General features: G+C 70.9%; 18 protein-coding genes and 2 pseudogenes. 14 read left to right on the top strand and 6 right to left on the bottom strand.

Annotated elements, in window-relative coordinates; translation table 11 throughout:
- Positions 1–167 precede the first annotated feature (167 nt).
- Together OG776_RS34840 and OG776_RS34835 are read left to right on the top strand one after the other, a co-directional pair.
- Positions 168–1,139, top strand: coding sequence for a TDT family transporter (locus tag OG776_RS34840; RefSeq protein WP_329326578.1), 972 nt, complete (start codon positions 168–170; stop codon positions 1,137–1,139).
- Between the two features lie 360 nt (positions 1,140–1,499).
- Positions 1,500–1,844, top strand: coding sequence for a hypothetical protein (locus OG776_RS34835; protein WP_148010746.1), 345 nt, complete (start codon positions 1,500–1,502; stop codon positions 1,842–1,844).
- 43 nt (positions 1,845–1,887) lie between these two features.
- Here OG776_RS34835 and OG776_RS34830 read toward each other — a convergent pair whose 3' ends face one another.
- Complete coding sequence (locus OG776_RS34830; RefSeq protein ID WP_329323093.1) at positions 1,888–2,601, bottom strand: SDR family oxidoreductase; 714 nt, start codon at positions 2,599–2,601, stop codon at positions 1,888–1,890.
- A 385-nt stretch (positions 2,602–2,986) separates the two neighbouring features.
- Positions 2,987–3,308, bottom strand: a pseudogene (locus OG776_RS34825) (nuclear transport factor 2 family protein).
- A gap of 468 nt (positions 3,309–3,776) precedes the next feature.
- On the opposite strand from OG776_RS34825, the gene OG776_RS34820 reads away from it, so the two are divergent.
- The 6 genes and pseudogenes from OG776_RS34820 to OG776_RS34795 all read left to right on the top strand — a co-directional run bounded on the left by OG776_RS34820 (position 3,777) and on the right by OG776_RS34795 (position 10,478).
- Positions 3,777–4,343 carry an RNA polymerase sigma factor gene (locus tag OG776_RS34820; protein ID WP_329323091.1) on the top strand — a complete coding sequence of 189 codons (567 nt, stop codon included), beginning with the start codon at positions 3,777–3,779 and terminating at the stop codon, positions 4,341–4,343.
- Entirely contained in the window at positions 4,340–5,572 is a 1,233-nt protein-coding gene (locus OG776_RS34815) for a CU044_5270 family protein (protein WP_148014701.1), read from the top strand. The genes OG776_RS34820 and OG776_RS34815 overlap by 4 nt, the downstream gene beginning before the upstream one ends.
- Before the next feature lie 216 nt (positions 5,573–5,788).
- The gene (locus OG776_RS34810) at positions 5,789–6,577 is read left to right on the top strand and encodes a L,D-transpeptidase family protein (RefSeq protein WP_148014700.1); all 789 of its coding nucleotides are present in this window, start codon (positions 5,789–5,791) and stop codon (positions 6,575–6,577) included.
- Positions 6,578–7,245: 668 nt separating this feature from the next.
- On the top strand, positions 7,246–8,025 hold the full coding sequence (locus OG776_RS34805; RefSeq protein WP_148014699.1) for an SDR family oxidoreductase: 780 nt from the start codon (positions 7,246–7,248) through the stop codon (positions 8,023–8,025).
- A 485-nt stretch (positions 8,026–8,510) separates the two neighbouring features.
- Positions 8,511–8,687 (top strand): annotated as a pseudogene (locus OG776_RS34800) (alpha/beta fold hydrolase); the annotation flags it as partial.
- Positions 8,688–9,590: 903 nt separating this feature from the next.
- Entirely contained in the window at positions 9,591–10,478 is an 888-nt protein-coding gene (locus tag OG776_RS34795; protein WP_148014704.1) for an SDR family oxidoreductase, read from the top strand.
- Between the two features lie 62 nt (positions 10,479–10,540).
- Here OG776_RS34795 and OG776_RS34790 read toward each other — a convergent pair whose 3' ends face one another.
- The 3 genes from OG776_RS34790 to OG776_RS34780 all read right to left on the bottom strand — a co-directional run bounded on the left by OG776_RS34790 (position 10,541) and on the right by OG776_RS34780 (position 13,272).
- The gene (locus OG776_RS34790) at positions 10,541–11,455 is read right to left on the bottom strand and encodes an NADP-dependent oxidoreductase (RefSeq protein WP_187286101.1); all 915 of its coding nucleotides are present in this window, start codon (positions 11,453–11,455) and stop codon (positions 10,541–10,543) included.
- Between the two features lie 284 nt (positions 11,456–11,739).
- Positions 11,740–12,387, bottom strand: a complete 648-nt coding sequence (locus OG776_RS34785) for a nitroreductase family protein (RefSeq protein ID WP_148014540.1) — start codon at positions 12,385–12,387, stop codon at positions 11,740–11,742.
- A gap of 60 nt (positions 12,388–12,447) precedes the next feature.
- On the bottom strand, positions 12,448–13,272 hold the full coding sequence (locus OG776_RS34780) for an isocitrate lyase/PEP mutase family protein (RefSeq protein WP_148014539.1): 825 nt from the start codon (positions 13,270–13,272) through the stop codon (positions 12,448–12,450).
- A gap of 789 nt (positions 13,273–14,061) precedes the next feature.
- Here OG776_RS34780 and OG776_RS34775 point away from each other — a divergent pair.
- The 6 genes from OG776_RS34775 to pdxR all read left to right on the top strand — a co-directional run bounded on the left by OG776_RS34775 (position 14,062) and on the right by pdxR (position 20,560).
- The gene (locus OG776_RS34775; protein ID WP_261995064.1) at positions 14,062–14,679 is read left to right on the top strand and encodes a TetR/AcrR family transcriptional regulator; all 618 of its coding nucleotides are present in this window, start codon (positions 14,062–14,064) and stop codon (positions 14,677–14,679) included.
- A gap of 454 nt (positions 14,680–15,133) precedes the next feature.
- Positions 15,134–17,095 carry a SpoIIE family protein phosphatase gene (locus tag OG776_RS34770; RefSeq protein WP_148014538.1) on the top strand — a complete coding sequence of 654 codons (1,962 nt, stop codon included), beginning with the start codon at positions 15,134–15,136 and terminating at the stop codon, positions 17,093–17,095.
- 229 nt (positions 17,096–17,324) lie between these two features.
- On the top strand, positions 17,325–17,579 hold the full coding sequence (locus tag OG776_RS34765; protein ID WP_148014537.1) for a hypothetical protein: 255 nt from the start codon (positions 17,325–17,327) through the stop codon (positions 17,577–17,579).
- Positions 17,580–17,758: 179 nt separating this feature from the next.
- Positions 17,759–18,430 (top strand): TetR/AcrR family transcriptional regulator, encoded by a 672-nt coding sequence (locus OG776_RS34760; protein ID WP_261995063.1) that lies wholly within the window; start codon positions 17,759–17,761, stop codon positions 18,428–18,430.
- A 289-nt stretch (positions 18,431–18,719) separates the two neighbouring features.
- Positions 18,720–19,103: an MmcQ/YjbR family DNA-binding protein gene (locus tag OG776_RS34755; RefSeq protein WP_148014535.1), complete on the top strand. Its 384-nt coding sequence runs from the start codon at positions 18,720–18,722 to the stop codon at positions 19,101–19,103.
- Positions 19,104–19,111: 8 nt separating this feature from the next.
- Positions 19,112–20,560 carry a MocR-like pyridoxine biosynthesis transcription factor PdxR gene (pdxR, locus tag OG776_RS34750; protein WP_148014534.1) on the top strand — a complete coding sequence of 483 codons (1,449 nt, stop codon included), beginning with the start codon at positions 19,112–19,114 and terminating at the stop codon, positions 20,558–20,560.
- A gap of 283 nt (positions 20,561–20,843) precedes the next feature.
- Here the strand turns inward: pdxR and OG776_RS34745 are convergent, their stop codons facing one another.
- Complete coding sequence (locus OG776_RS34745) at positions 20,844–21,770, bottom strand: NADP-dependent oxidoreductase (protein WP_148014533.1); 927 nt, start codon at positions 21,768–21,770, stop codon at positions 20,844–20,846.
- Positions 21,771–21,848 lie beyond the last annotated feature (78 nt).

Raw genomic sequence — 21,848 nt, 5'->3', positions numbered from 1 at the left:
TGCGGCTCGTAGCGATGCAGACTCGATAGAAAGAACCGACGGATTCGCGGACGGGATTCCGCGGCGGCGAACGCCTCGTGGGGGGGGCCGTCCTCGCCTGGCCGGGTCCCGCACGAAAAGGACGCCGGTGAAGCCCGAAATGGTCCTTGGAACCAGAGGTTTTGGATATGGCCGCGCCACGCATACCTCTCGCCTTCTTCGAAATATCTCTGGGCCTCGCAGGCCTGGCCGGCACCTGGCTCACGGCAGCCCGTGAGGGCCATGTGCCGATCGACGTGGGCCGTGCCCTGGTCGCCCTCGCCGCGGCCGTCTGGTGCGTGACGCTTCTGCTGTATCTGCGCCACGCCGCGTCGGTCCGGGGAGCCTTCAGGGCCGACATGCTGGACAGTGTCGGAAGCCCGTTCGGCTCACTGGCGGTCATCACGCCGATGCTCCTCGCGGCGCAGGGCATAGCCCCTTACGCCCCCGACGCCGGCCGCGTAGTGGTGGACGTCCTGATCGTCCTGACGCTGCTCGTGGCCGGCTGGTACACCGGGCAGTGGATATACGGCCCACTTGAGCTCGACCAGCTGCACCCGGGCTACTTTCTGCCCGCCACCGGCGGTGGTCTCGTCGCCGCCTTCAGCGCCGTGCAGATCGGACAGGAGCGCGTGGCCGAAGTCATGTTCGGTCTGGGCATCATCTCGTGGGTCGTCCTGGGTTCCATGATCCTGGCCCGGCTCTTCTTCCGGCCTCCGATGCCGTCGGCCCTGACGCCGACGCTCGCCATCGAGGTGGTACCCGCCTCCATGGGAAGCGTCGCCTGCTTCGCGCTCAACCACGACCGTATCGACCGGCTCTCCGCTGTGCTCGCCGGCTACTGCCTGTTGATGATCCTCGCCCAGGTACGGCTCCTCCCCCTGTTTCTCCGCCTCAAGTTCACATCCGGCTTCTGGGCTTTCACCTTCTCCTGGACGACGGTGGCGACCACCGGACTGCACTGGATCAGCACCGGCCATCCTCCCGGCGAACTCGTTCTCACCTACCTCCTCCTGGCCGCCGCGACCGCACTCGTGGGAGCCATCGCGGTACGGACGCTGCTGGCCATGGCGCGACACCAGTTCCTCCCCCCGGCGGCGCCGACGCCTCCCGCCGCGTAGACACGGGCCGCTCCGCGCGCGAGGAGGTGACCTGTACGACAGCGCCGACCCATTCTTGACCGGATCGTCCATATGTGTTTTGCTGAGGATGCGACCGAGACGGTTATGCCCCGGTATGCGCCCCCCCGTATCGCTGGATCCGGCGAGCGCCGGCCGGGCCGCAGCCCACGCGCGTGACTCGTGTTCGTGACCTGCGCGGCGGGCGCGGCGGGCATTGCTCAGAACCCGGCGGCGACCACGTGAGCGTCGCTCAGGGATTCAAGGTTTTCACCGTCAGGTGATCAGAAATGCCAGCGCACGCCAGAAGCGCACCGGCGGTATCGCCGTCCAGAACCGCAATCAAAAAAGGGAGTTATCACTATGAGCAGCAACATCCACGCAATGGTCGCGAACATCGAGGTGGAGAATCTCGAGGACGCGATCCCTCTGTACCAGGAACTGACCGGAGAGGAAGTCCGCCGGTTCCCCTACCGCGATCTCGAGCTGGCACTCGTGGGTCCCTTCCTCCTCTACTCCGGGCCGCTCGAGAACTACGTCTCGCAGAACGGGACCGTCATCGTCGGCTCCCTGGCCCCCGTTCTCGAAGCCCTCGGCAAGGCGGGCGCCGAGATCCTCGAAGCACCCAACGAAGTACCGAACGGCACCAGGATCGTCGCCCGCCACCCGGACGGCTCCGTCTTCGAGTACATGCAGCTTCGCGCCTGACCCCTCCACGCCCGGCGATGCTCCGAGGGGTTCGGCTCGGGGGTCAGCGGGGGGCGGGCAGGCCGGGGTAGAGCTGGGAGAGGTCGCCGCTGAGGGCGGCGCGCGTCCTGCGGCTGTTGTCATCGGCCAGGACCTCGAGGGCGCGTTCCTCGATACCGTCCAGTGCGAGACGGGCGACGACAGTGGGGTCGACCTTGTCCGACGCGGGAACGTAGTCGGCCATGTCGGTGTCCATGTAGCCCACGTGCAGGGCGGTGACGTCGATGCCGGAGGGGGCGAGTTCCTGGCGCACCACGTTGGTCATGGCCCACTCGGCGGCCTTGGCCGCGCAGTAGGCGCCGTACTTCGGGTAGTGCACCCAGCTCAGCACCGAAAGCATGTTGAGAACGGCGCCGCCGCCATTGCCGCTGATCACCGGGGCGAAGGAACGGATCATGCCGAGTGTGCCGAAGAACGCCGTCTCCATCTCCAGTCGGATGTTCGCCATGTCCCCGGTCACCAGCTCCGTGTGCGTACTGACACCGGCGTTGTTGACGAGCAGGGTGACGTCCGGAGCCGCCTCCGCCGCCCGGCGCACGGAATCCGGGTCGCTGATGTCCACCTCGACGGGTTCGACACCGGGAAGGTCGACCGAGGAAGGCTTGCGCGCGCCCGCGTAGACCTTCGCCGCGCCACGCTCCAGCAGCTGTTGGGCGAAATGCCGGCCCAGTCCGCGGTTCGCCCCGGTCACGATGGCCACTGCGTTCCTGATCTCCATGGGTCCCTCGTTTCGAAGGAGAATCCACTCTTCAAACGTAGGACCACCGGAACGGAGACGCAACGCCGGTGACGCGCTGCTGGATCTCAGCGCCGTCGCCCGGCGCTTCCTCGGCGAGTCGACGATCCGGCGATCCGGCGACTCGGCATGCACCGGCCTTGTCGAGACCTGCGGCCTACGGACCGGAAACGCCGACGCCGTCGGCGGGACGCCCCTCCGCGTCCCGAGTTCCGTGACCCTTGGTGCCCTCGGAACCCTTGGTGCCCTCCGCGTCGGGCGCCGCAGGGACTCTGATGTTGTCGGACCCCCGACCTACCCTGATGACCACTCCGTTGCCCTGCCTGTCGGCTTGCTCGGTTCCCGCTCCGCCCCCTCCGGGTCCCCCTCAGGCCTGGCGGGCCTCGAAGCGGCTGATGCGACCGTCCGTCGAGACGGTGAACTGCCAGGCGGTGCGCATCGGACCCCAGGTGTCGCTGCGGTAGTCCGCGACAAGGGCACGCCCGTCGCGGCTTGCGACACGACGTCCACCCGACCGAGGCGGAGAAGATCTCCCGCTCGGCCCATGCGTGCAGATCGCGGTCCGAGCCGTCGTCGGACATGGTCGCATCAGGAGTCAGAACAGCCCTGAAAGCGTCCCGGTCGCCCGCGTTGACGGCGCTGACGAAGGCGCGGACGGCCGGATCGGTGAGCTGTGCCGTCTGAATCACGACGCCGTTCGCACGCCGATCTCCGGCGTCCCGTGCGAGTGGCGGACGGCGTGCGCCAACTCGCGCACGCCTGCTGCGCCTGGCCTCCCGCATGATCTCGGCAGAGCCCTCCGTCCGCGCGTCGGTGGGACGCGCGGAACCCGCGTCTACCTCCTGCCGCGCCTCTGAAGCACGATCAGGACCGCCCTGCCCTTGTCCATCTCGTTCACTGCCCCTCCCCGGCCGCACGTCAGCGTGCCGGGACTTGCCTGACACCGTCCCGTTCCTCTTCGTCGCCCTCCGCGGTGAGGATGACGCGGCCCGCGGGCGGAGGCGCTCGCCGCGAGAAGCGACGGGGCCGCGGGCATGGCCCGAGGCCCCTCCGTCACGTGACGTCGATCACAGCGCCAGGTTTTGTGGCTCCCACGTGTAAGAAGCGGGCCGTTCCACGCATTCCTCGGTGAGAGATCCGAGAGGAAGGGAGAGCGCGTGACGACTGTCGAGCGCTTTCGGGGCGTCTACGAGGAGTGCCATCCGCGCGTCCTCGCCTACGCCACGAGCCTGGTCGGACGTGAGCTGGGAGAAGACATCACCAGCGAGACGTTCACCGTCGCCTGGCGGCGGATGCCTGACATTCCCCACCCTGCGCTGCCGTGGCTTCTCGGCGTGGCCCGCAACCTGGTGCGTGAAGTGCGCCGCCGGGATGCGCACCAGTACCTCGTCGCCGCGGAGGAGGCACAGCGCATCAGCAGTGGCGCCGGGACCCACGTCAGTGATGTCGCGGCCGTGGTCGCCGACCGGCACATCGCGCTGGAGGCCCTCGCGAGCCTGCCGGAGGCCGACCGGGAACTGCTGACACTGATCGCCTGGCACGGCCTGAGCCCCAAGGACGCCGCTCGGGTTCTGGACTGCACCACCGCGACGCTGACCGTCCGCCTGTACCGGGCCCGCCGCCGTCTGGAGAAGGCGCTGGAGACGGCACAGGCAGCGGAGACGGCGTCAGCGGCCTCCCCGGAGGCCGCGATTCCCCCTCACCACCAAGGAGCCCCTGCATGAAGATCGAACCCGAGCGGCCCGGGCGGCCCGACGTCATGAAGGTGCTCGCGGACGCACGGCCCGACGCACTGGATCCGTCCCTGCTGACAGACCCGGCACGGCAGGAGGAGGCCTTCGCCCGCATCGTCACCGACGCGGCGGACGCCCGCGTGACACGTTTCGCCGTACCGCGCCGCAGAAGCGGTTTCCGCCCGCTGGGGGCGGTGGCTCTCGCGGCCGTGGCGGCGTCCGTCGCGGTGGCCGTGGGCACGTTCGACGGGCAGGGGCCGGCCGACCGGCCGACCGCGCGGCCGCAGTCCTCCGTCCCGCCGCGGACGTCCGGCTCCGGGGCGGACCTTCGCGTCGACGGCCACATCGAACTGCTCGCCGCGGCCCGGAACGCGGAATCCGCGCCCGCCGAGGGAACGTACTGGCAGACCACCACGGAGTCGCAGCACGTGGACGTCGCCGACGCGAACGGGCACCTCATCGCCGTGCGCAGCACGGGAACCGACCTGTGGTCGGTGGGAGTCCGGCCTGGAACCGACAGCCTGATGGTGTCCGGGGAGAATTCCGCGACCGGGCCGAGGACACCGGCGGACAGGAAGCGCTGGAACGCCGCCGGCTCGCCCCACACGGTCGTGGCCGAGGTCGGGAAGGCCTCCGGGAACGCCAAGATCGCCTACACCATCGGGCCCGGTCGGCCGATGGTCATGCACACGAGTGTCGGCGACAAGATCTACGCCGTCGGGCCGGACAACGTCTCGTACAAGGACCTGCGTGCGCTGCCCTCCACCAGCGACGGGCTGCGCCGCCACCTGGAGGCGCTGTACGCGCGGGACAACGGCGCGGACAACGGTACGTCGGGCCGCGCCGCCTGGATGCTGCGTCAGGCGGGCAACCTCATCACGATGCCCGTGAAGCCCGGCGTCCGGGCGGCGGCGTACCGGGTGATGGCCGGCCTGCCCGGAGTCCGGGTGGTCGGGCATGTCACCGACCCGCTGGGCCGCACGGGTGTCGGAGTCGAGTTCCCCAAGTCCTACCGGACTCCGCTGGGGACCACCAGGGAGCGGCTGGTCGTCGACCCGTCGACCGGCGCGATGCTCAGTGATCAGACTCTGCTGGTCGCCCCCTCGGCCAGGGCCGAGACGGCCGGTCTCGCCGCGGGTGCGACGGTCGACAACACGGCGACCACCCGGATGGGCTGGGGCGAACGGCAGATCAGCGTGCCGAAGAACGCCCGCGGCTGAGCCGGAGGCTCTGCCGAACTCCGGCGTCAGGGGTCCGTCGTGGGCAGGTCAGCCTGCCCACGACGGACCCCGGGGCGCCGTCTCGCCGGGGGGGGTGACCGATGCGCCGCGGCGGGTCTCCGGCATGTCGACCGCCCCCGGCCGGTTCCACGACGACCGGCGGTGGTCCGGCGGAAGCCCGTCCTCTTCTTCCCGACTTCTTGAGAAAGCCTGCACATGCACCTCCACAGGGCCTCCCTCTCGGTGACCGCCGCGGTCGTCGTCTCCGCACTGGGCGTCGCCGCCTGCCAGTCGATACCTCACGAGAATTCCACGGTGGCACCGGGCAACGCCTCGGTCGCGGCCCGAGCCGCGGCCGGACAGCCCGCGCCCACTCCCGCCGCGCCTCGGGTGACGGTTCAGCCGCGACCGGAGTTCCCCGCCCGGCTACCGGGGCTCGGTCCGAAGACGCTTGCGCACGTCCCGGAGAACACCCGGCAGGTCCTCCTCGTGACGGGAGCCGGGAGGACTTCCGCGTCCTCGAAGGTGGTGCTCTGGCGACGGTTCGACGGGCGCTGGCATCCTGGCGCGGTGTGGGCCGCGCACAACGGCTACCGGGGCTGGACCGACGACCATCACGCGGGCGATCTGCGCAGCCCCATAGGCGTGTTCGGCCTCACCGACGCGGGTGGCCGCCTCGCCGACCCCGGCACCAGACTGCCCTACCACCACTCCGGTGCCTTCTCCACCGACGAGACCGGCCTCCAGGGCGAATCGCTCAACGGTGTGTTCGACTACGTCGTCGCCATCAACTACAACCGACGGCCCGGTACCTCCCCCATGGACGGCACCCGTCCCTTGGGCGGGAACCGCGGCGGGGGCATATGGCTCCACGTCGACCACGGCGGTCCCACTCATGCCTGCGTCAGTCTCTCCAGGGCTCACATGAGGCAACTCCTGCGCGCGCTCGATCCCGCCGACCACCCCGTCGTGGTCATGGGCGACGCGGCCGCTCTCGCCCGCTGACGGCCGCGGCTCCGCACCGTCCGGCCGCGCTTCAAGTGCGCCGCGCCTTCCCGAACCCGGCCACGCGCCGGCACTCGTCCGCGGCGCGGCCGCTCGGGCTCGGCGGTGGTCGACCGAACCGGTCCGCCAAGAGCCCGAGTTGCCCCTCCCTCAAGGTCCGCGACGCGGCGGGAGGGACCGGCGGAGCGAACGCCCGCGTCGACCGGTCGCGGTCGACCAGGTCGCTGCCGGTCGGCCCGGTCGGTCGGGCCGCCGGTCGGGCCGGTCAGGCAGCACGCCCCGGGGGCCTGACGCCCAGCGCGGCAGGTCCTCTCGCGATCCCCGTACGGAGTCCCGGCCGAGGTGCGTGGCCCGGTGGCACGACGGACGATGTTGGTTGGGGGCGTACGGCGGGAGGAACCTGATGATCACCCTGAACGTGTACTTCGACGTGGCTCAGGAGCATGAGGCGGAGTTCCTGAAGCTGCTGCACCACATGGTGGTGGAGTCCAAGAGGGAATACGACGAGTACCACTACGAAGAGATCCCGCGCCGAGCCGAGTGCCCGCACAGCCTCCGCCGACGCCGCCTCCGGTGGGGTCCGGACCTCCCCGGGCGACCCGCTCGAAACCGCGGGCCGGTACGGACGGCAGACCTCCTCCACCGAGCTTCCGGAAGGTGTTCATTCCATGACCACTGAGATCTCTGCAACCGACTCCCTGGCCGGCCGGGTGGCCGTCGTCACCGGCGCGTCGAGCGGTATCGGTGAGGCGTCGGCCGAGCACCTCGCGTCCTTGGGCGCGAAGGTCGCCGTACTGGCCCGGCGCGCGGACCGGCTCGACGACCTCGCCGCCCGCATCACGAAGAGCGGCGGCACCGCGCTCGCGGTCACCGTCGACGTGACCGACGCCGCCGCCGTCCAGGCCGCGGCCGACCGCGTACAGGCGGAGCTGGGGGACGCGGACCTGCTCTTCAACAACGCCGGCATCATGCTCCCCGCACCCGTCGAGGAACTGCGCGCCGACCAGTGGCAGCGCCAGATCGACCTGAACATCTCCGGCCTGATGAACGTCATCGGAGCCTTCACCCCGCAGTTGGTGCGGGCCGCCGCCGAACGCGGTGTCGCCGACCTGATCAACAACTCGTCCAGCGCCGCCCGGAACCTCTACCCGACCTTCGCCGTCTACGCCGGCACCAAGGCCTTCGTCACCCACCTGTCCAAGCACCTCCGGATGGAACTGGGCCCCAAGAAGGTACGGGTCTCCGCGATCGAGCCCGGCATCGTCGGCACGGAACTGCAGGACCACGTCACCGACGAGGGCGCCACCGCCTGGCTGGAAGGCTCGAAGGAAACCGTCGACTGGCTCCAGCCCCACGACATCGCACGCACGGTCGGCTTCATCGCCTCCCTGCCGCTGCGGGTCAACCTCCCGCAGGTCTTCATCATGCCGACCGCCCAGCCCAGCTGATCCGGACCGCCATGATCTGCCTGATGCCGCGGGACATCCACGGCGCGGAGCAGGGCGCGGGCCGCGACCGAGCACCGTCACCGTCGGCCAAAGGTCCACAAGGGGCACCGAACCATCGGACGAAATCTTCCCGACGCTCACTACAGCGACCACGACCTCCATTTCATGGAGAACACCGGACACTTCAGCCCCGTCGACTCCCCGGAGACCTGGGGGGAACACATCCGCGCGTACGTACAGGCCGCCGCGGAGTGACGGACGTACACCAAGTAGGCCCGGGAGCACGCGCGTTCAGGTCGGCAGAGAACGACGGAGACCGGCTCGCGACCGGTTCGGAGGCGTGCACGGGCCCGTCGCGCGACGCCGGTCCGTCGCCTGGCAGCCCGCCGGCCGACTGACGGAACCTCACCCCAGGGGCTGCTGCCAGACCCCGTCGGGAGAAGCGCGATGCCTGATTTTCACCACGACATGTTCGGGCACGAGTCGTCGCGCCGGACGTCCGGGGCGCCGGCGGCTCGTCGAAGCCCGCAGGAGGCTACGACAAGCAGACCATGGCAGGCGACATCAGGGCGTTGCTGCACCACCTCGGCGTGCGCGAGCCGATCACGATCGTCAGCCACGACCTCGGGATGCTGGTCGGCTACGCCTACGCGTCCCTCTGACCCGACGAGGTCACGCGCCTCATGGTCTCCGAGGCACCGATCCCGGGCAGCGCCGGATACGAGAGTGCCGTGGCGACGGGCAAGTACAGCGAGAACAGGATCTGGCACTTCCACCTGCACGGAGCGGCGGACAACGCTGCCGAGTTGCTCATCGGGGGGCACGAGTTCCCGTACCTGCGCTCGTTCTACGTCAGGCTGAGTGCGGGGAACAGCCCGAGAAACTCCTGGAGCGCCTTCGCACGTGGTTCGAGGAGACCGGAGGGTGACGGCGGTGCGGCAGCCGAATTCCGTGACGGCCCTGCGTGGGCCGCCGCCCCTGTTCTGGCCCGTGTACCCGAACCACCCGCACGAGCCCGGCCGCCCTCGCACCCACCCGCGCCCCGCGCGCCACCGAGATCGCGGAAGGCATCCCCATCGCCCTCGCGCCGGCGGCAGCCTTCGGGCCGGGACGATCGTCGCGGTCGGCCGCAAGGCGGAAGGAGCGCTCGCCCGCAGCGGCGTCGCGGCGATTCCCCGCGTCATCCGGCCCAGGGCGGTGCCCGCGTCTTCGCCGCCCGGCTCGCCCGGCTCGACGAGGAGGAGCAGCGGGCGACCCTGAGGCGGCGGAACGGGGCCCCGGGCATCCAGCGCGTCGACCGGCGCGCCGCGCCACTCCGCCGCCCACCCCGCCACGCCTCTGCGTTCCGGCCAGGGCAGTCCACAAGGCGTTCCTCAAGGCGTTCCTCGCGTCCGGTTCCGAGCGCGGCATGTACGCGATGGGTACGATGGTGGGTGCGGTGGGGCTGAGGAAATCGTGATCGCCTCGTCGGGGGTGTTCCAGCGGCGGGCGTCGCGGCCCGAGTGGCCCGGACCGCCGGATCTTGCCGTGCGACGCGACGTCGCAGCATTCAGCGGGAGACTCCTATGCGCGTATTCGTCACCGGAGCCAGCGGCAGCATCGGCTCGGTTGTCGTTCCCGAACTGGTCGCTGCTGGTCACGAAGTCGTCGGACTCGTCCGTTCCGACGCGGCGGCCACGGCTGTCTCCGCCGCCGGCGGGATGCCGCTGCGCGGAGACCTCGCCGACCTCGACAGCCTCCGAGCCGGCGCCGAGCAGGCTGACGGCGTCATCAACCTGGCCTTCGGCAACGACTGGAGCGACTTGGAGCCGTGCATCGAGGACGAAGCACGCGCCGTGCGGACCTTCGGGGCCGCACTCGCCGACAGTGGCAAGCCGTTTGTGCATGCCGGCCTCACGCCGATGACGCCGGGCCACGTCTCCACCGAGGAGGACCCCGACACGACAGACGGTCCGGTCGGTGGACGCGGCCACAATTCCCGGAGGGTGCTGGCGCTGGCCGCCCAGGGCGTCCGTTCCTCCGTCGTCCGGCTGCCGCGCTCCGTGCATCAGCGCGGGGCGCAGTACGGCTTCTGCTCGGTGCTCATCGCCACCGCGCAGAAAACCGGTGCGTCGGTGTACGTCGGCGATGGCACGCAACGCTGGCCGGCGGTCCACCGGCTCGACGCCGCCCGGCTGTTCCGTATCGCACTCGAGGATGCCGAGCCCGGCACGGTCCTGCACGCGGTGGCCGACACGGGTGACACGATGAGGTCGTTGGCCGAGACCATCGGCGGGGCTCTCGCGGTGCCGGTCGAGTCGGTGTCACCTGATGACTTCGGCGTCATCGGCCGCCTGTTCGCCCTCGACATGCCGTCATCGAGTGCGCTGACCCGGGAACGGTTCGGCTGGGAACCCGCCCACCCGAGCCTGATGGCCGACCTCGCCGCCGGAGGCTATCCCGCTCCGGTCTGAGCCCCCGGAGATCCCGGCCGGCCGGGTCAGGGGCCGAGGCGGATCGGGCGGTGCCTGTCCGGTCATGCGGGGATGAGCACGATCTTCCTGCCGCCGGCCCGTCCGGCGACCACCTGGGTGAACGCCGCCGGTCCCTCGCTCAGCGGCCGGGCTTCCGGTGCGAGGCTCAGGGTTCCCGCCGCGGCCTGCTCCGCCAGCTGGACGAGCTGTGCCGCGTTCGGCTCGATGTAGAGGTCCCAGCTCGTGATGCCCCGTTCCTCCGGGGGCGCGTCCGAGGTCAGGGAGCACAGTCGGCCACCGTCCCGCACCAGCGGCAGGGCCGCGTCCGCAGTACCTTCGGCGACGATGAGGGCGGCGTCGAACCCGCCGCGCACCTTGGCCGGCCAGTCCGGGTCGTGGTAGTCGACGACCTCGGTGGCTCCCAGGCCCAGCAGGCGCTCAGTGGCGCCGGCGGACGCGGTCGTGGTCACCTCGATGCCGTCGGCCGCGGCGAGCTGGACGGCCAGGGCTCCGGTGCCCCCGCCTCCGTTGGTGATCAGGAGCCGCTGTCCCCGGCCGAGGTCCAGCTTCTCCAGGGCCTGCACCGCGGTGAGTCCGTTGACCGGCAGTGCCGCCGCGTGCGCGGCGTCCAAGCCGGGCGGGCAGAGTGCCGTGTGTTCCGCGCTGATCAGAACGCGTTCGGCCCAGAAACCGCTGCCCCCGGGCAGCGGGGCCTCGTGTGCGAGCACCCGGTCGCCCACGGCGAACCCGGTGACATCCGCACCGACGGCCAGCACCTTGCCCGCGCCCTCGACTCCCAGTGCCGCCGGGGGGCGCAGCCCTACGTCCCAGCGGGCGTCGATCTCCAGTTCGTCCCACGGACCGACTCCGGCCGCCTCGACCTGCACCAGGATCTGACCGGGCTGGGGAGATGGCGGTTCGGGCAGTTCCAGCAGGACGACTTCCTTCTCGGCCGTGGATACTCCGCATGCCTTCACAGCAGATCGTTGTCCTCTCACTCGGTCCGGCCCACCAGGAGGTTCGGGCCGGGAACGCACATCCGGCAGCGGTGTCGAACGGGACATTCCGCACGCCTTCACAGTAGATCTTCGGTCTCGCACGCGGCCGTGCCGACGGGTTCCGGATCACCGGCGCCCCGGGCAGCGGCGTTCCGCCGACGGCGGCCACCGGTCCCGTGATGCGGGGTGGGCCGGCATCGGGGACCGTGGGTGTCCGCCGTGTGCGGGCTTCGGGCTCGGGGGGGTCCCCGCGGCGGGACGGTTCAGACGAAGGTGAAGAGCCGGTCGGTCTCGAAGCGCGAGATCGGGCTGGCGTACACCTTCGCCGGGTCGGGATAGCCGAGGGCCAGCAGCACCGTCGTGGTGTGTCCGGTCTCGCGGATCTTGAACGCCTTGTCGACACTGGTCGGGTCGAACCCTTCGAGCGGCATGGCTTCGACACCGAGCTCGGCGGCCGCCATCATGGTCAGCCCCATGGCCAGGTAGGTCTGCTTCTCCATCCAGTGGTTCAGGTCCTTGTAGCCGTAGTTGCGCAGGTTGAGGAAGTCGCGGGTCATGGACTCCCACAGGGCCTGCTTCGCCGGGTCGGGGAACCGGCCGTCGGCCCTCTCCTTGCCGAACACCGCGTCCAGGTGGCTGTCGGGGAGATCCGCTCTGGTGGTGAGGATGACGGTGTGCGAGGCGTTCAGGATCTTCTCGGCGTTGTCCTGGAACCGTTCGCCGAGGTTGGCCGCCAGCCGCTCCTTGCCCTCGGGCGTGGCGAGGACGTAGAAGTGGTTGGGCTGCACATTCGTCGACGACGGCGTGGAGCGCAGGAATCCCAGCAGTCGCTGAAGCGTGTCCTCGGGAATCGTCCTGCCCGGGTCGAAGTACCGGGTGAGGTGCTTGTTCATGAGCTTGTCGAGATTCATGTCAACCTGCCTTTGTCGTGCGATCGTTGGAAGAAACGTCGGTGATCTGTGCTGTTCGGGTCAGTTCTCGCCGCGGTCGAGCAGTTCGTTGACGCGCGCGAAGCTCATGCCTGTCGTCGCCGAGGCGAGGTCGCCCGCGAGGAGCGCCTGCGTGGCCTGTTCGACGGCCGCCATCGCGTGGGTGTAGAGCAGCGGGCCCAGACTGATGCGCTTGACCCCGGCCTCCTGGAGTTCGGCGACGGTCAGCGCCTTGTCCGCCGGGGACACCAGGACGTTGACCGGTGTCGGGGCGACCGCGGTGACGATCGCGACGAGTGCGTCGCGGTCGGGTGGGAACGGCGCGTAGACCACGTCCGCGCCCACCTCGGCGAAGGCCGTCAGACGCCGAATGGTGTCGTCGAGGTCGGGCCGTCCCTGGATGAAGTTGTCGGTGCGGCCGGTGACGACGATGCGTCCCCTGGAGGCGCCGACGGCGCTCCGTACGCGGGCGACCGCCTCGTCGAAGTCGCGGATCGGCCTCCCGGGATCACCCGAGGTGTCCTCCACGCCGATGCCGGCCAGGCCGGACTGCACGGCGGCCTCGACGGTCGCGGCGACGTCTTCCGGCGTGGCGCCATACCCGTCCTCGAAGTCTCCGTTGACGGGCAGACCGGTGAGGCGGCCGAGCAGCCGCGCATGACCGAGGTGCTCTTCGCGGGTGACCGCGTGACGCCCGTCGAGGCGGCCGAGCGTGGCGGCGATCGCCGCGGACGATGTCGCGATCGCCTCGATGCCGGCATCGGCCAGGATCAGGGCCGAGAGACCGTCCCACGCGTTCGGCATGACCAGGCCGCCGTCGCGGGTGTGCAGCGCCATGAAGCGCTCATAGAGTTCGGAGCCCGGCATGTCGAGCCTTCCTGAGGGATCGTTGACTCACTGAGGGGTGTGCCGGCCGCGCGCAGCCGGGCCACGTCGGGACTCCGGACTCCCGCCGGTGGGTGGGGTGTTGGCGGCGGTATCGGTTTGTCGAGGATGTCGGTGAGCGGGTACCGCACCGCCACCGTGACGCTCGCGAGCAGGACGCCGTCCGTAACGCGAACGCGTCCGTCGAGGAGGACTCCCCCGCGAGCCGGCGCCCCCCGGAACACCCGGCACTCCGTACGGCCGCGAGCTCGGCGTCGCCGTCCGCGCCGACGTCCTTGATCTCCTCATCGCGCCGGACACCACATAAGAAGGACTATACAGACCAGAAAATTCCATGCAACCCCCCTCCGGGACAGGCCGGCCCACCAGGCAGCTCACAGGCGCGGCAATGTCGCATCAGATCACCAACTCAGCAGGTTGGAGACCTATACAGGCTGTTCCATGACTGATTCAAGCGGCCGGAACGAGCGACTTCAGACGGTCCGGCGCCGGTCCCTTCCGGGCTCGACCCCGCCGAATTTTGTGGACTGTTTAGTCCAACCTCAGATGAGGGCGGAACCAGAACGAAGGCACCGGCTCCCGGACCCCCCTCGGCCTCGGCACCTGCCCGAGGACTCACAGCACCGCCGCCTCCCACCGGTCGGTGTATATGCTCGTATGGGTGCCAGAACTGATCCGGACCGCTCTCCGCGCGGAGAGCGAGGCCACCGCCCTGGTGGTGCACCCCGCGGCCGAGCAGCGCGCGTGAGTGACATGCCCGAGGGAGGCGTCGTGCCCGGAACCAGCGGTGCCCGCCGCACGCCACGCGGCCTTGAGACCCGTTCACGGATCGTGGACGCGGCGGCCAAGCTGTTCTACGTCCGGGGCGTCAGCGCCACCACGCTCGACGACGTCCGGCTGGCGAGCGGCACGAGCAAGTCCCAGCTGTACAACCACTTCGGGGACAAGCTCGCGCTGGTCCACGCCGTGATCGACGTGCAGTCGGAGTTCGTCCTCGCCCGCGAGGAACAGCACCTGCGCGGCGTGCGGACCCTCGCCGGACTGCGCCGCTGGCGTGACGCCCTGGTCCAGGCCAACTCGCTGCAGGACGGTTCGTACGGGTGTGCGCTGGGCGCGATGTCGATCGAACTGTCCGACAACGACGAACGGTCCCGCCAGGCGCTCAACGCCACCATCGATGCCTGGCGGCGGATGCTCGTCGAGACCCTGAGTCGGCTCCGCCGCCTCGGCGTGCTCGCCGAGGACACGGACCCGCAGCGCCTGGGCACGGGCCTGCTGGCCGCCCTGCAGGGTGGTTACGTGCTGGCGCAGAACGCTCACAGCTCCGAGTTGATGGCCGTCGCGCTGGACATGGCCCTGGACCACATCGCGTGCTTCGCTCGCGACTGAGCCCGCGTTCGCGGCTCCACGAGGGCGTTCGATCCACGGCGCACCCTTGAGGACGACGATGCGACCGTCCGGGTCGTCCCGGTCGCCACGCCCTCCAGCGCATCCAGGTCGTCCGGGGCGTCCAAGTCGTCCGGGGCGATCTCGAAGACTCTGGCCGGCATCTCGTGGACGCCCGGCCGCCCGGCGCGAGGGAGCCCTCAGCCCTCAGGCGTCGAGAGCAAGGCCCCGGGCACCGTCAATGGAGTCGATCTGGCGTTCGATGCCCGCGGAGCGCCACAGCGCATCGCTCCGCGAGCGTGGTCCATGAGCGAAGAACCCTGACGCCCCCTCCCCCGTCCCGAGGTGCGCCCGGCCGACCGCCCGAGCCCGGCCGCAACCGGACGCGACCCGCACCGCGCCGGATAGTCTGGTGAAGGACGAGGTCATATCGCTCGACGATGGAGAGTGAGCGGCAATGGACGCCTCGGACGAACTCCTTCAGATGGCTACACCGTCGGCTCTTCTGACCCCCGACGGCGTCATCCGCTCCCTCAACGCCGCGATGGCCACTCAACTGGGCAGGCCGCGGCAGCAGTGCGCGGGGGCCGGCTTCGTCGATCTGCTCCCCGAGGACCAGCGCATGTCGGCCGAGGGGCTGCTGACGCACGGCGCCACGGCCAAGAGCCTCGCGATGCGCGTGCTGGAATTTCCCGGTTCGGGCGTCGCGACGGTGGTCTGCCTCGTGGAGGCGCGAGCCGTGACGGATCCCTCGACCGGCGAGCGGCTCGTGTGGGTGCATTCGCTGGACGCGAGACGCGACCGTGCCGGTCTGCTGATCCCCTTCCAGCTCGCGGCGAAGGCCGCCGACCTCGGGCTCTGCATGTGCTCCCCCGATCAACAGGTGGAGTGGCTGGGCGGCGCACCCGCCCTGGCCGCGCTCTTCCCGCAGACGTCGATGCCCCGGTCCAAGATGATCGGTCGCGTGCACCCCGACGACCGGAAAGACGTGCGGCGGGGACTGCGCGCGGCCGAAGCGCAGTCCCCGTGGATCAGGTCGCGGTTCCTCACCGAACACGACGGCTGGCGGGTGCTCGCCGGCCAGGTCCGCAGGGTCCAGTTGGGGTACGGCGGACCCGAGCGGGTCTTCGCCGTGATCCGCGACGACACCCGGTCCGAGGCACGCCGCCAGAAGACGCTGGCCGAGGCCGGCGCGGAGCGGGAGCGCGCGGACGCGATCACGGCCTTCTCCTCCGCCCTGTTCAGCGCCGCCACCGAGCAGGAACTGCAGCAGGTCGTCCTGGCCCGGCTCGCCGCGGCCGTCGGCGGCTCCGGCGCTCTGTTCGCACTCGTCGACGAGGGCCGCCTGCGGGTCGCCTCGGATGCCGGGATCCCCCCATGGGAGGTCGATGCCCTGCTCGGCCTGTCGCTGGACGACGACGGACCGTTGCCCTCCGTGATGCGTACCGGTCAGGGGCAGTTCTTCCGCGACCACGAGGAGCTTGCCCGCCGGTGGCCGGACGCTGACGGTCTGCCCCTGCTCCGGTCCGCCCCCGGCACCGCCTTGTCGATCACCCCCCTCAGCCCGGAGGGCGACCGGCCGCTCGGCGCCTGGGTGGTGACGTACGACGGTGAGCGCCCCTCGTCACCGGAGAAGCTCGCCTTTCTGACGACGCTGGCCGACCTCGCGGGTCAGGCGCTGAAGGCCATCAGGCTGCAACAAGCTCACGTGGAGCTGTCGATGGCGCTCCAGGAGAGCATGCTCCCGACGCTGCCGCACCGCCTCCCGGGCCTGGAGATCGCCGTCCGCTACCAGCCCAGCCAGGATGGACTGGATGTCGGCGGAGACTGGTACGACGCGTTCTTCCTGCCCGACGGTGCGGTCGCGCTGGAGATCGGCGACGCGCAGGGGCACGACGTGGATGCCGCGGTTCTGATGGGCCAGGTGCGCTCGTCCATGCGCGCGATAGCGGCCCACGAGCCCGACCCGGGAACGGTGCTGACGCGTACGAACGAACTGCTCGTCGCGATGGACTCACCCCGCTTCGCCAGCTGCACCATGCTGCACCTCGATCCGCGTGACGGACTGGTCGTCGGCACCACCGCGGGCCACGTGCCCTTGCTCCACGCCCGCGACGACGGCAGCCACACCGTCCGCACCCTTCCCGCCGGACCGGTCCTGGGCATCGTGCCCGGCACCGAGTACCCCGAGGAGACCTTCACCCTGGAAGCGGGCACCGCGCTGGTCATGGTCACCGACGGGGTGGTCGAGGGGCCCCGCCTGACCCTGGACGCCGGACTGGAGCGCGCGGGAGCGCTGGCCGGCCGGGCCCTCCGGGACCGGCTCGGCGTCGAGGAGACCGCTGACCGCGTACTCGACGCGGTGGCCGGAGTGGACCACCTGGACGACGTGGCCGTGCTGGTCATCCGACGCACCTGAGACCCGCTCCGCCCCCACGCGGAACGGGACCGTGGTGACTCCACAGCTGCTCCGTGGACCTCCCCGTTCGTACGCGCCCGTCGGGCCCGGATCGGGCGGTGGGGTCCGTACGGCCGGGCGCGGAAGCGTCCGATCGGTTCAACGGGAATCGCCGTGCGGACTGTTGGCGCGGTAATGAGCGCGGCGGGACCGATACTCCCCGGGGACCGACCGAGCTTCAGGAGCAGCCATGAGCTTCAGGCGTCCGGGAGCCCTCCGGGGCCGGATGCCACTCGTCGTCCTCACGGCCGGCGCCCTCGCACTCGCACTCGGGGGCGGGACGCCGGATTCCTCCGGCGTGGCGGCGGACGGGAAGCCCCGCTGCATCTCCACACCACGCGCCTACCGGGCCGCATGGGAGGCGCGGCAGGTCCGATGCGTCTCGCGGTCGCTGTTCGGGACCACGCACACCCGCGGCAGCGCGTCGCCGTACCCCAGCGGCTGACTCCCGAGCCATACCGACATCGCGGCGCGCGATCCCGGCACGAAGGCGCCGCCGTCCACGCCCGCTCCCCGGATCGCCCCCGGTCGGCAACGCGCGCGGCTCTCGTCAGGACTCCTGAAAAAAGGACCTTGAGGTCCCTTTTGAATCCTGCTAACGTACGCGCCGGTAATCTGGCCGATGTGGCGGAACAGGCGCGCGACCAGAACGACTCCCGGCTGACCGAGCGCGGTCGGGCCACTCGTGAGCGCATCTTGAGGGCTGCCGCCGACATGATGTACGTCCGGGGCGTGTCCGCCACGACCCTCGACGACGTCAGGGCGGCCAGCGGAACGAGCAAATCCCAGCTCTACCGCCACTACCCCGACAAGGATGCACTGGTGCGGGACGTCGTCGCGTTGCAGGCCGCAGAACTGCTCAAACGCCAGCATCAGCTGCTGCAGCGACTGAACTCCCTCCGCGGCCTGGAGCGCTGGCGGGACGCGATGGTCGAGCACAACGCGCTCCGGAACGGGGCGTACGGCTGCCCGCTCGGCTCCCTCGCGAGCGAGTTGGCCGATCAGGACGAAGAAGCGCGCAAGGCGCTCGCCCGGCACTTCGACAGCTGGGCGGGGCTGCTCAGGGCCGGGCTCGAGCGCATGAAGGACTCGGGAGTCCTGCGCGCGGACGCGGACACCGGAGAACTCGCCACCGGCCTCATGGCCGCCCTCCAGGGCGGCTACCTCCTCGCGCAGACGACCCAGGACGTCAAACCCATGAAGATCGCCCTGGACATGGCGATCGGCCACATCAGGGCCTGCGCCACGCCCACCGAGGACGCCGATCCGCCGGCGGAGGGCTCCGCAGGGCGCTGAGTCGTCCGCGGCGGGGCGGCACCGAGAAGTACCGGTGCGACCTTCGAAGGACTCCTCACGCGGAGGCGCGCCGCCAGAACAGAGGACTATTTAGTCCCGAAAGACGGCCACCTGCGGTACGTTTGGAGAGCGGTCCCCTGCGGACACCCGAGCGGTCGAGCGCCACCAGGATCTCCGGGGCGGTACGCACCCTGCACGTGGACATCCGGTTCTCCACGGCCGGTCCGGTCCGGCCGCGCGGGCGGAGAGGCAGGCCCAGGTACTCGGACCGACAGAGGAGTTGACCGTCTTGGACGCACAGGAACTGCGGAGGATCGCGGACGACTGCGCCGTGGAACTGCCCGGCGCCGACGTGGAGCATCGCACCGGCCCCGACTGGGACCTCTACAAGGTGCGCGGCAAGGTCTTCATGCTCATGACCGACATGCCGGGGCGCCCCGTCGTGATCCTGAAAGCTGATCCGGACGACGCCGCGGCCCTGCGTGAGCGGCACCTGGACATCACCCCCGGGTATCACATGGACAAGAGGCACTGGATCACCGTGGACGGCGGGGGCACCGTCGACGAGCGCCTGGCGAGGGAACTCGTGATCGACTCCTACCGTCTCGTGGTCGGCGGGCTCCCCAAGTCCGAGCAGCCCGTGGATCCGCACGCCTACGGCCGCCGGGCCTGACCTTCGTCATGACCGGCGAGCCCCTCCGCGCCCGTGGCACGACGAGTCCGGCACGGCTGCGGCAGGCTTTCGAGGGTGAGGCGGTCCGAGCCGGACGAGGGGTGCGCCGGACGCTGGCCACGGCCGTGCGCGAGGCCGTCCGCGGCGGCCGTCTGGCGCCCGGGACACGGCTGCCCTCCTCCCGCCGGCTCGCCGCCGAGCTCGGGCTGGCCCGCAACACCGTCGCTGACGCCTACGGCGACCTCGTCGCCGAGGGATGGCTCACCGCCCGCAGGGGGTCGGGCACCCTCGTGGCGGACAGGACGGACAGGACGGACAGGGCCGACAGGGCGGCGGACACGCGGCCGATCGTGTCCCGCCCGGCCGACGGTCCCTCCCGTGCCCCTCGCCACGACCTGATCCCGGGCAACCCCGATCTGTCCGCCTTTCCCCGGGCGGCCTGGCTGGCGGCCACCCGCCGCGCCCTGGCCGCGGCTCCCGACGACGCGCTCGGCTACGGCGACCCGCGAGGGCGGCCGGAGCTACGGGCCGCGCTCGCCGACCATCTCGCGCGGGCCCGGGGCGTGTACGTGAGTCCGGAGCACGTCCTGATCTGCGCCGGCGTCTCCCACGGCCTGCGGATCGTGAGCCGCGTCCTGACCGGGCGGGGAGCACGGAGTGTCGCCGTCGAGTCCTACCGCCTGGACAGGCAGTACGGCCTGCTGGAGGCCGCCGGGCTGAAGACCCTTCCGCTCCCCCTGGACACCCACGGGACCGACCCGGTGCCGCCCGTCGGCACCGATGCGGTCCTGCTCACGCCCGCCCACCAGTTCCCTGTGGGCACGGCACTGCGACGCGATCGCCGGACCGCCGTCGTGGACTGGGCCGGACGGACCGGCGGGCTGGTCCTGGAGGACGACCACGACGGTGAGTTCCGGTTCGGCCACCGGTCGGTCGGGGCGCTCCAGGCACTCGCCCCGGACCGCGTGGTCTACCTGGGTACCGCCGGCCAAACCCTCGCTCCCGGCCTGCGCCTGGCCTGGATGGCGCTGCCTCCCGCGCTCGCCGAGGAGGCCGCGGCGGCCAAGGGACGGATCGACTCGTCCGAGGTGGTGAGCCAGCTGACGATGGCGGAATTCATCGCCTCCGGCGCGTACAGCCGTCACGTACGTGCTGTCGGGCGGCGCTACCGGGACCGGCGGGACTCTCTCGTCGCGGCCCTGGCCCGGCACGCCCCACAGGTGCGGGTCCTCGGGACGGCGGCGGGCCTGCACACCGTGCTCGGTCTGCCGCCCGGTACCGAGCAACTGGTCGTTGAGTCGGCCACCCGACAGGGCCTCCGCGTGGCCGGCCTGTCCCGGTACCGCCATGAACGGGCCCCGAACGGCATGACCGACGCCCTCGTCGTCGGATACGGGGCGCCCTCCGACGGGCAGTGGCCTCAGGCGCTCTCCGCACTGATGCGGATCCTTTCCTGACGCACCCCCGAGGGGCCGGGTACACGAGCAGATCTCCCTCGTGGACGCGACTCCACGCCGCGCCCGCCCGGGCCTCGCCGTCGGGGGGCAGCCGCGGAGTCACGGCGCGCACCGCGGCGGACGGCCCTGGCCGCGGTGGAACCAACGTGGCTTCACCGCCCCGACGGCGTACGGCATCACGCGTGCGGCACGAGGGGCGGCCTCCCGGTGACGAGGGGATGCCGCCCGCTCGTGCCGGCCGTGCCGGACCTGCCGACGCGTCACGGGCTGAGAGACTCCGCGATCATCGGGGGTCGTCGGCGACCCTGATGATCGTCCTGCCGGGGACACGCTGCCCGGGGGCGAAGGCGGCGACCGCCTCGGCCAACGGGCGGACCGCGCCGACCCGTACGTCGAGCCGCCCGTCCCTGACCCGCTGCGCCAGGTCCGCGAGACGTGCCCGGTCGGGTTCGACGACGAAGAAGATCGCCTGTCCGTCCCTGGGGCGGACGGTGGGCGGCTGGGCGATCGAGACGAGCGTGCCGCCGGCACGTACGAGCGAAGCCGAGCGGTCGAGGACGTCACCGCCGATCACGTCGAAGACGACGTCGACCTCTCCGGCGCCCTCCGCCCAGCCGGCCTCGAGATCCAGGAACATGTGCGCGCCCAGCGCGAGGACGTCCTTCCCGTCGGCGGGCCGACCGGTGCCGATCACCCGGGCACCGGCCGCCAGCGCGAGCTGCACCGCGATCGAGCCGACGGCACCCGCGGCGCCGTGGATCAGGACGGTCCGGCCCGCCACGAGCCGTGCGTGGTCGAACAGGCCCTGCCAGGCGGTCAGTCCGGAGATCGGCAGGGCGGCCGCGGTCGTGTGGTCGACGTCGGCGGGCAGGGGCGCGAGATTACGGGCTTCCACGGCGACGTACTCGGCCAGCGAGCCGTCCCGGGCCCAGTCGGTGAGTCCGAAGACCCGCTGGCCGACGGTGAGACCGGTGGTTCCGTAACCGAGTTCCGCCACGACGCCCGAGACCTCGTGTCCGGGCACGCTCGGAGTCCGGTCCCGGCCGGCGCGATCCGTCCAGGTTCCGGGCCAGTCGAGCTCTCCACGGGTGAATCCCGCCGCGTGCACCCGCACGACGACGTCGTTCTCGGCGGCATGGGGATACGGCAGGTCGGTCAGGGTCAGCCCGCTGACTCCGGCTTCGCGGTCTGGGGCGGTGATGGCTTGCATGACTGGTTCCTCCGTCTGGCGTTCAGGTTCAGAAGGGTGTGTCTGTCAGTCACCTCGAGGGTGACGGGTCCGGCGTCG

It is taken from the genome of Streptomyces sp. NBC_01689 (assembly GCF_036250675.1).
Lineage (GTDB): Bacteria > Actinomycetota > Actinomycetes > Streptomycetales > Streptomycetaceae > Streptomyces.
Note: the sequence above shows the minus strand (reverse complement) of the source record. Positions and strands in the feature narration are given on the sequence as shown.

Coding starts and splice junctions, on each gene's coding strand:
- OG776_RS34815 (WP_148014701.1), top strand. CDS start 4,340: ATGAAGATCGAACCCGAGCGGCCCGGGCGGCCCGACGTCATGAAGGTG.
- OG776_RS34810 (WP_148014700.1), top strand. CDS start 5,789: ATGCACCTCCACAGGGCCTCCCTCTCGGTGACCGCCGCGGTCGTCGTC.
- OG776_RS34835 (WP_148010746.1), top strand. CDS start 1,500: ATGAGCAGCAACATCCACGCAATGGTCGCGAACATCGAGGTGGAGAAT.
- OG776_RS34805 (WP_148014699.1), top strand. CDS start 7,246: ATGACCACTGAGATCTCTGCAACCGACTCCCTGGCCGGCCGGGTGGCC.
- OG776_RS34795 (WP_148014704.1), top strand. CDS start 9,591: ATGCGCGTATTCGTCACCGGAGCCAGCGGCAGCATCGGCTCGGTTGTC.
- OG776_RS34780 (WP_148014539.1), bottom strand. CDS start 13,272: ATGCCGGGCTCCGAACTCTATGAGCGCTTCATGGCGCTGCACACCCGC.
- OG776_RS34745 (WP_148014533.1), bottom strand. CDS start 21,770: ATGCAAGCCATCACCGCCCCAGACCGCGAAGCCGGAGTCAGCGGGCTG.
- OG776_RS34840 (WP_329326578.1), top strand. CDS start 168: ATGGCCGCGCCACGCATACCTCTCGCCTTCTTCGAAATATCTCTGGGC.
- OG776_RS34770 (WP_148014538.1), top strand. CDS start 15,134: ATGGACGCCTCGGACGAACTCCTTCAGATGGCTACACCGTCGGCTCTT.
- OG776_RS34830 (WP_329323093.1), bottom strand. CDS start 2,601: ATGGAGATCAGGAACGCAGTGGCCATCGTGACCGGGGCGAACCGCGGA.
- pdxR (WP_148014534.1), top strand. CDS start 19,112: ATGACCGGCGAGCCCCTCCGCGCCCGTGGCACGACGAGTCCGGCACGG.
- OG776_RS34785 (WP_148014540.1), bottom strand. CDS start 12,387: ATGAATCTCGACAAGCTCATGAACAAGCACCTCACCCGGTACTTCGAC.
- OG776_RS34765 (WP_148014537.1), top strand. CDS start 17,325: ATGAGCTTCAGGCGTCCGGGAGCCCTCCGGGGCCGGATGCCACTCGTC.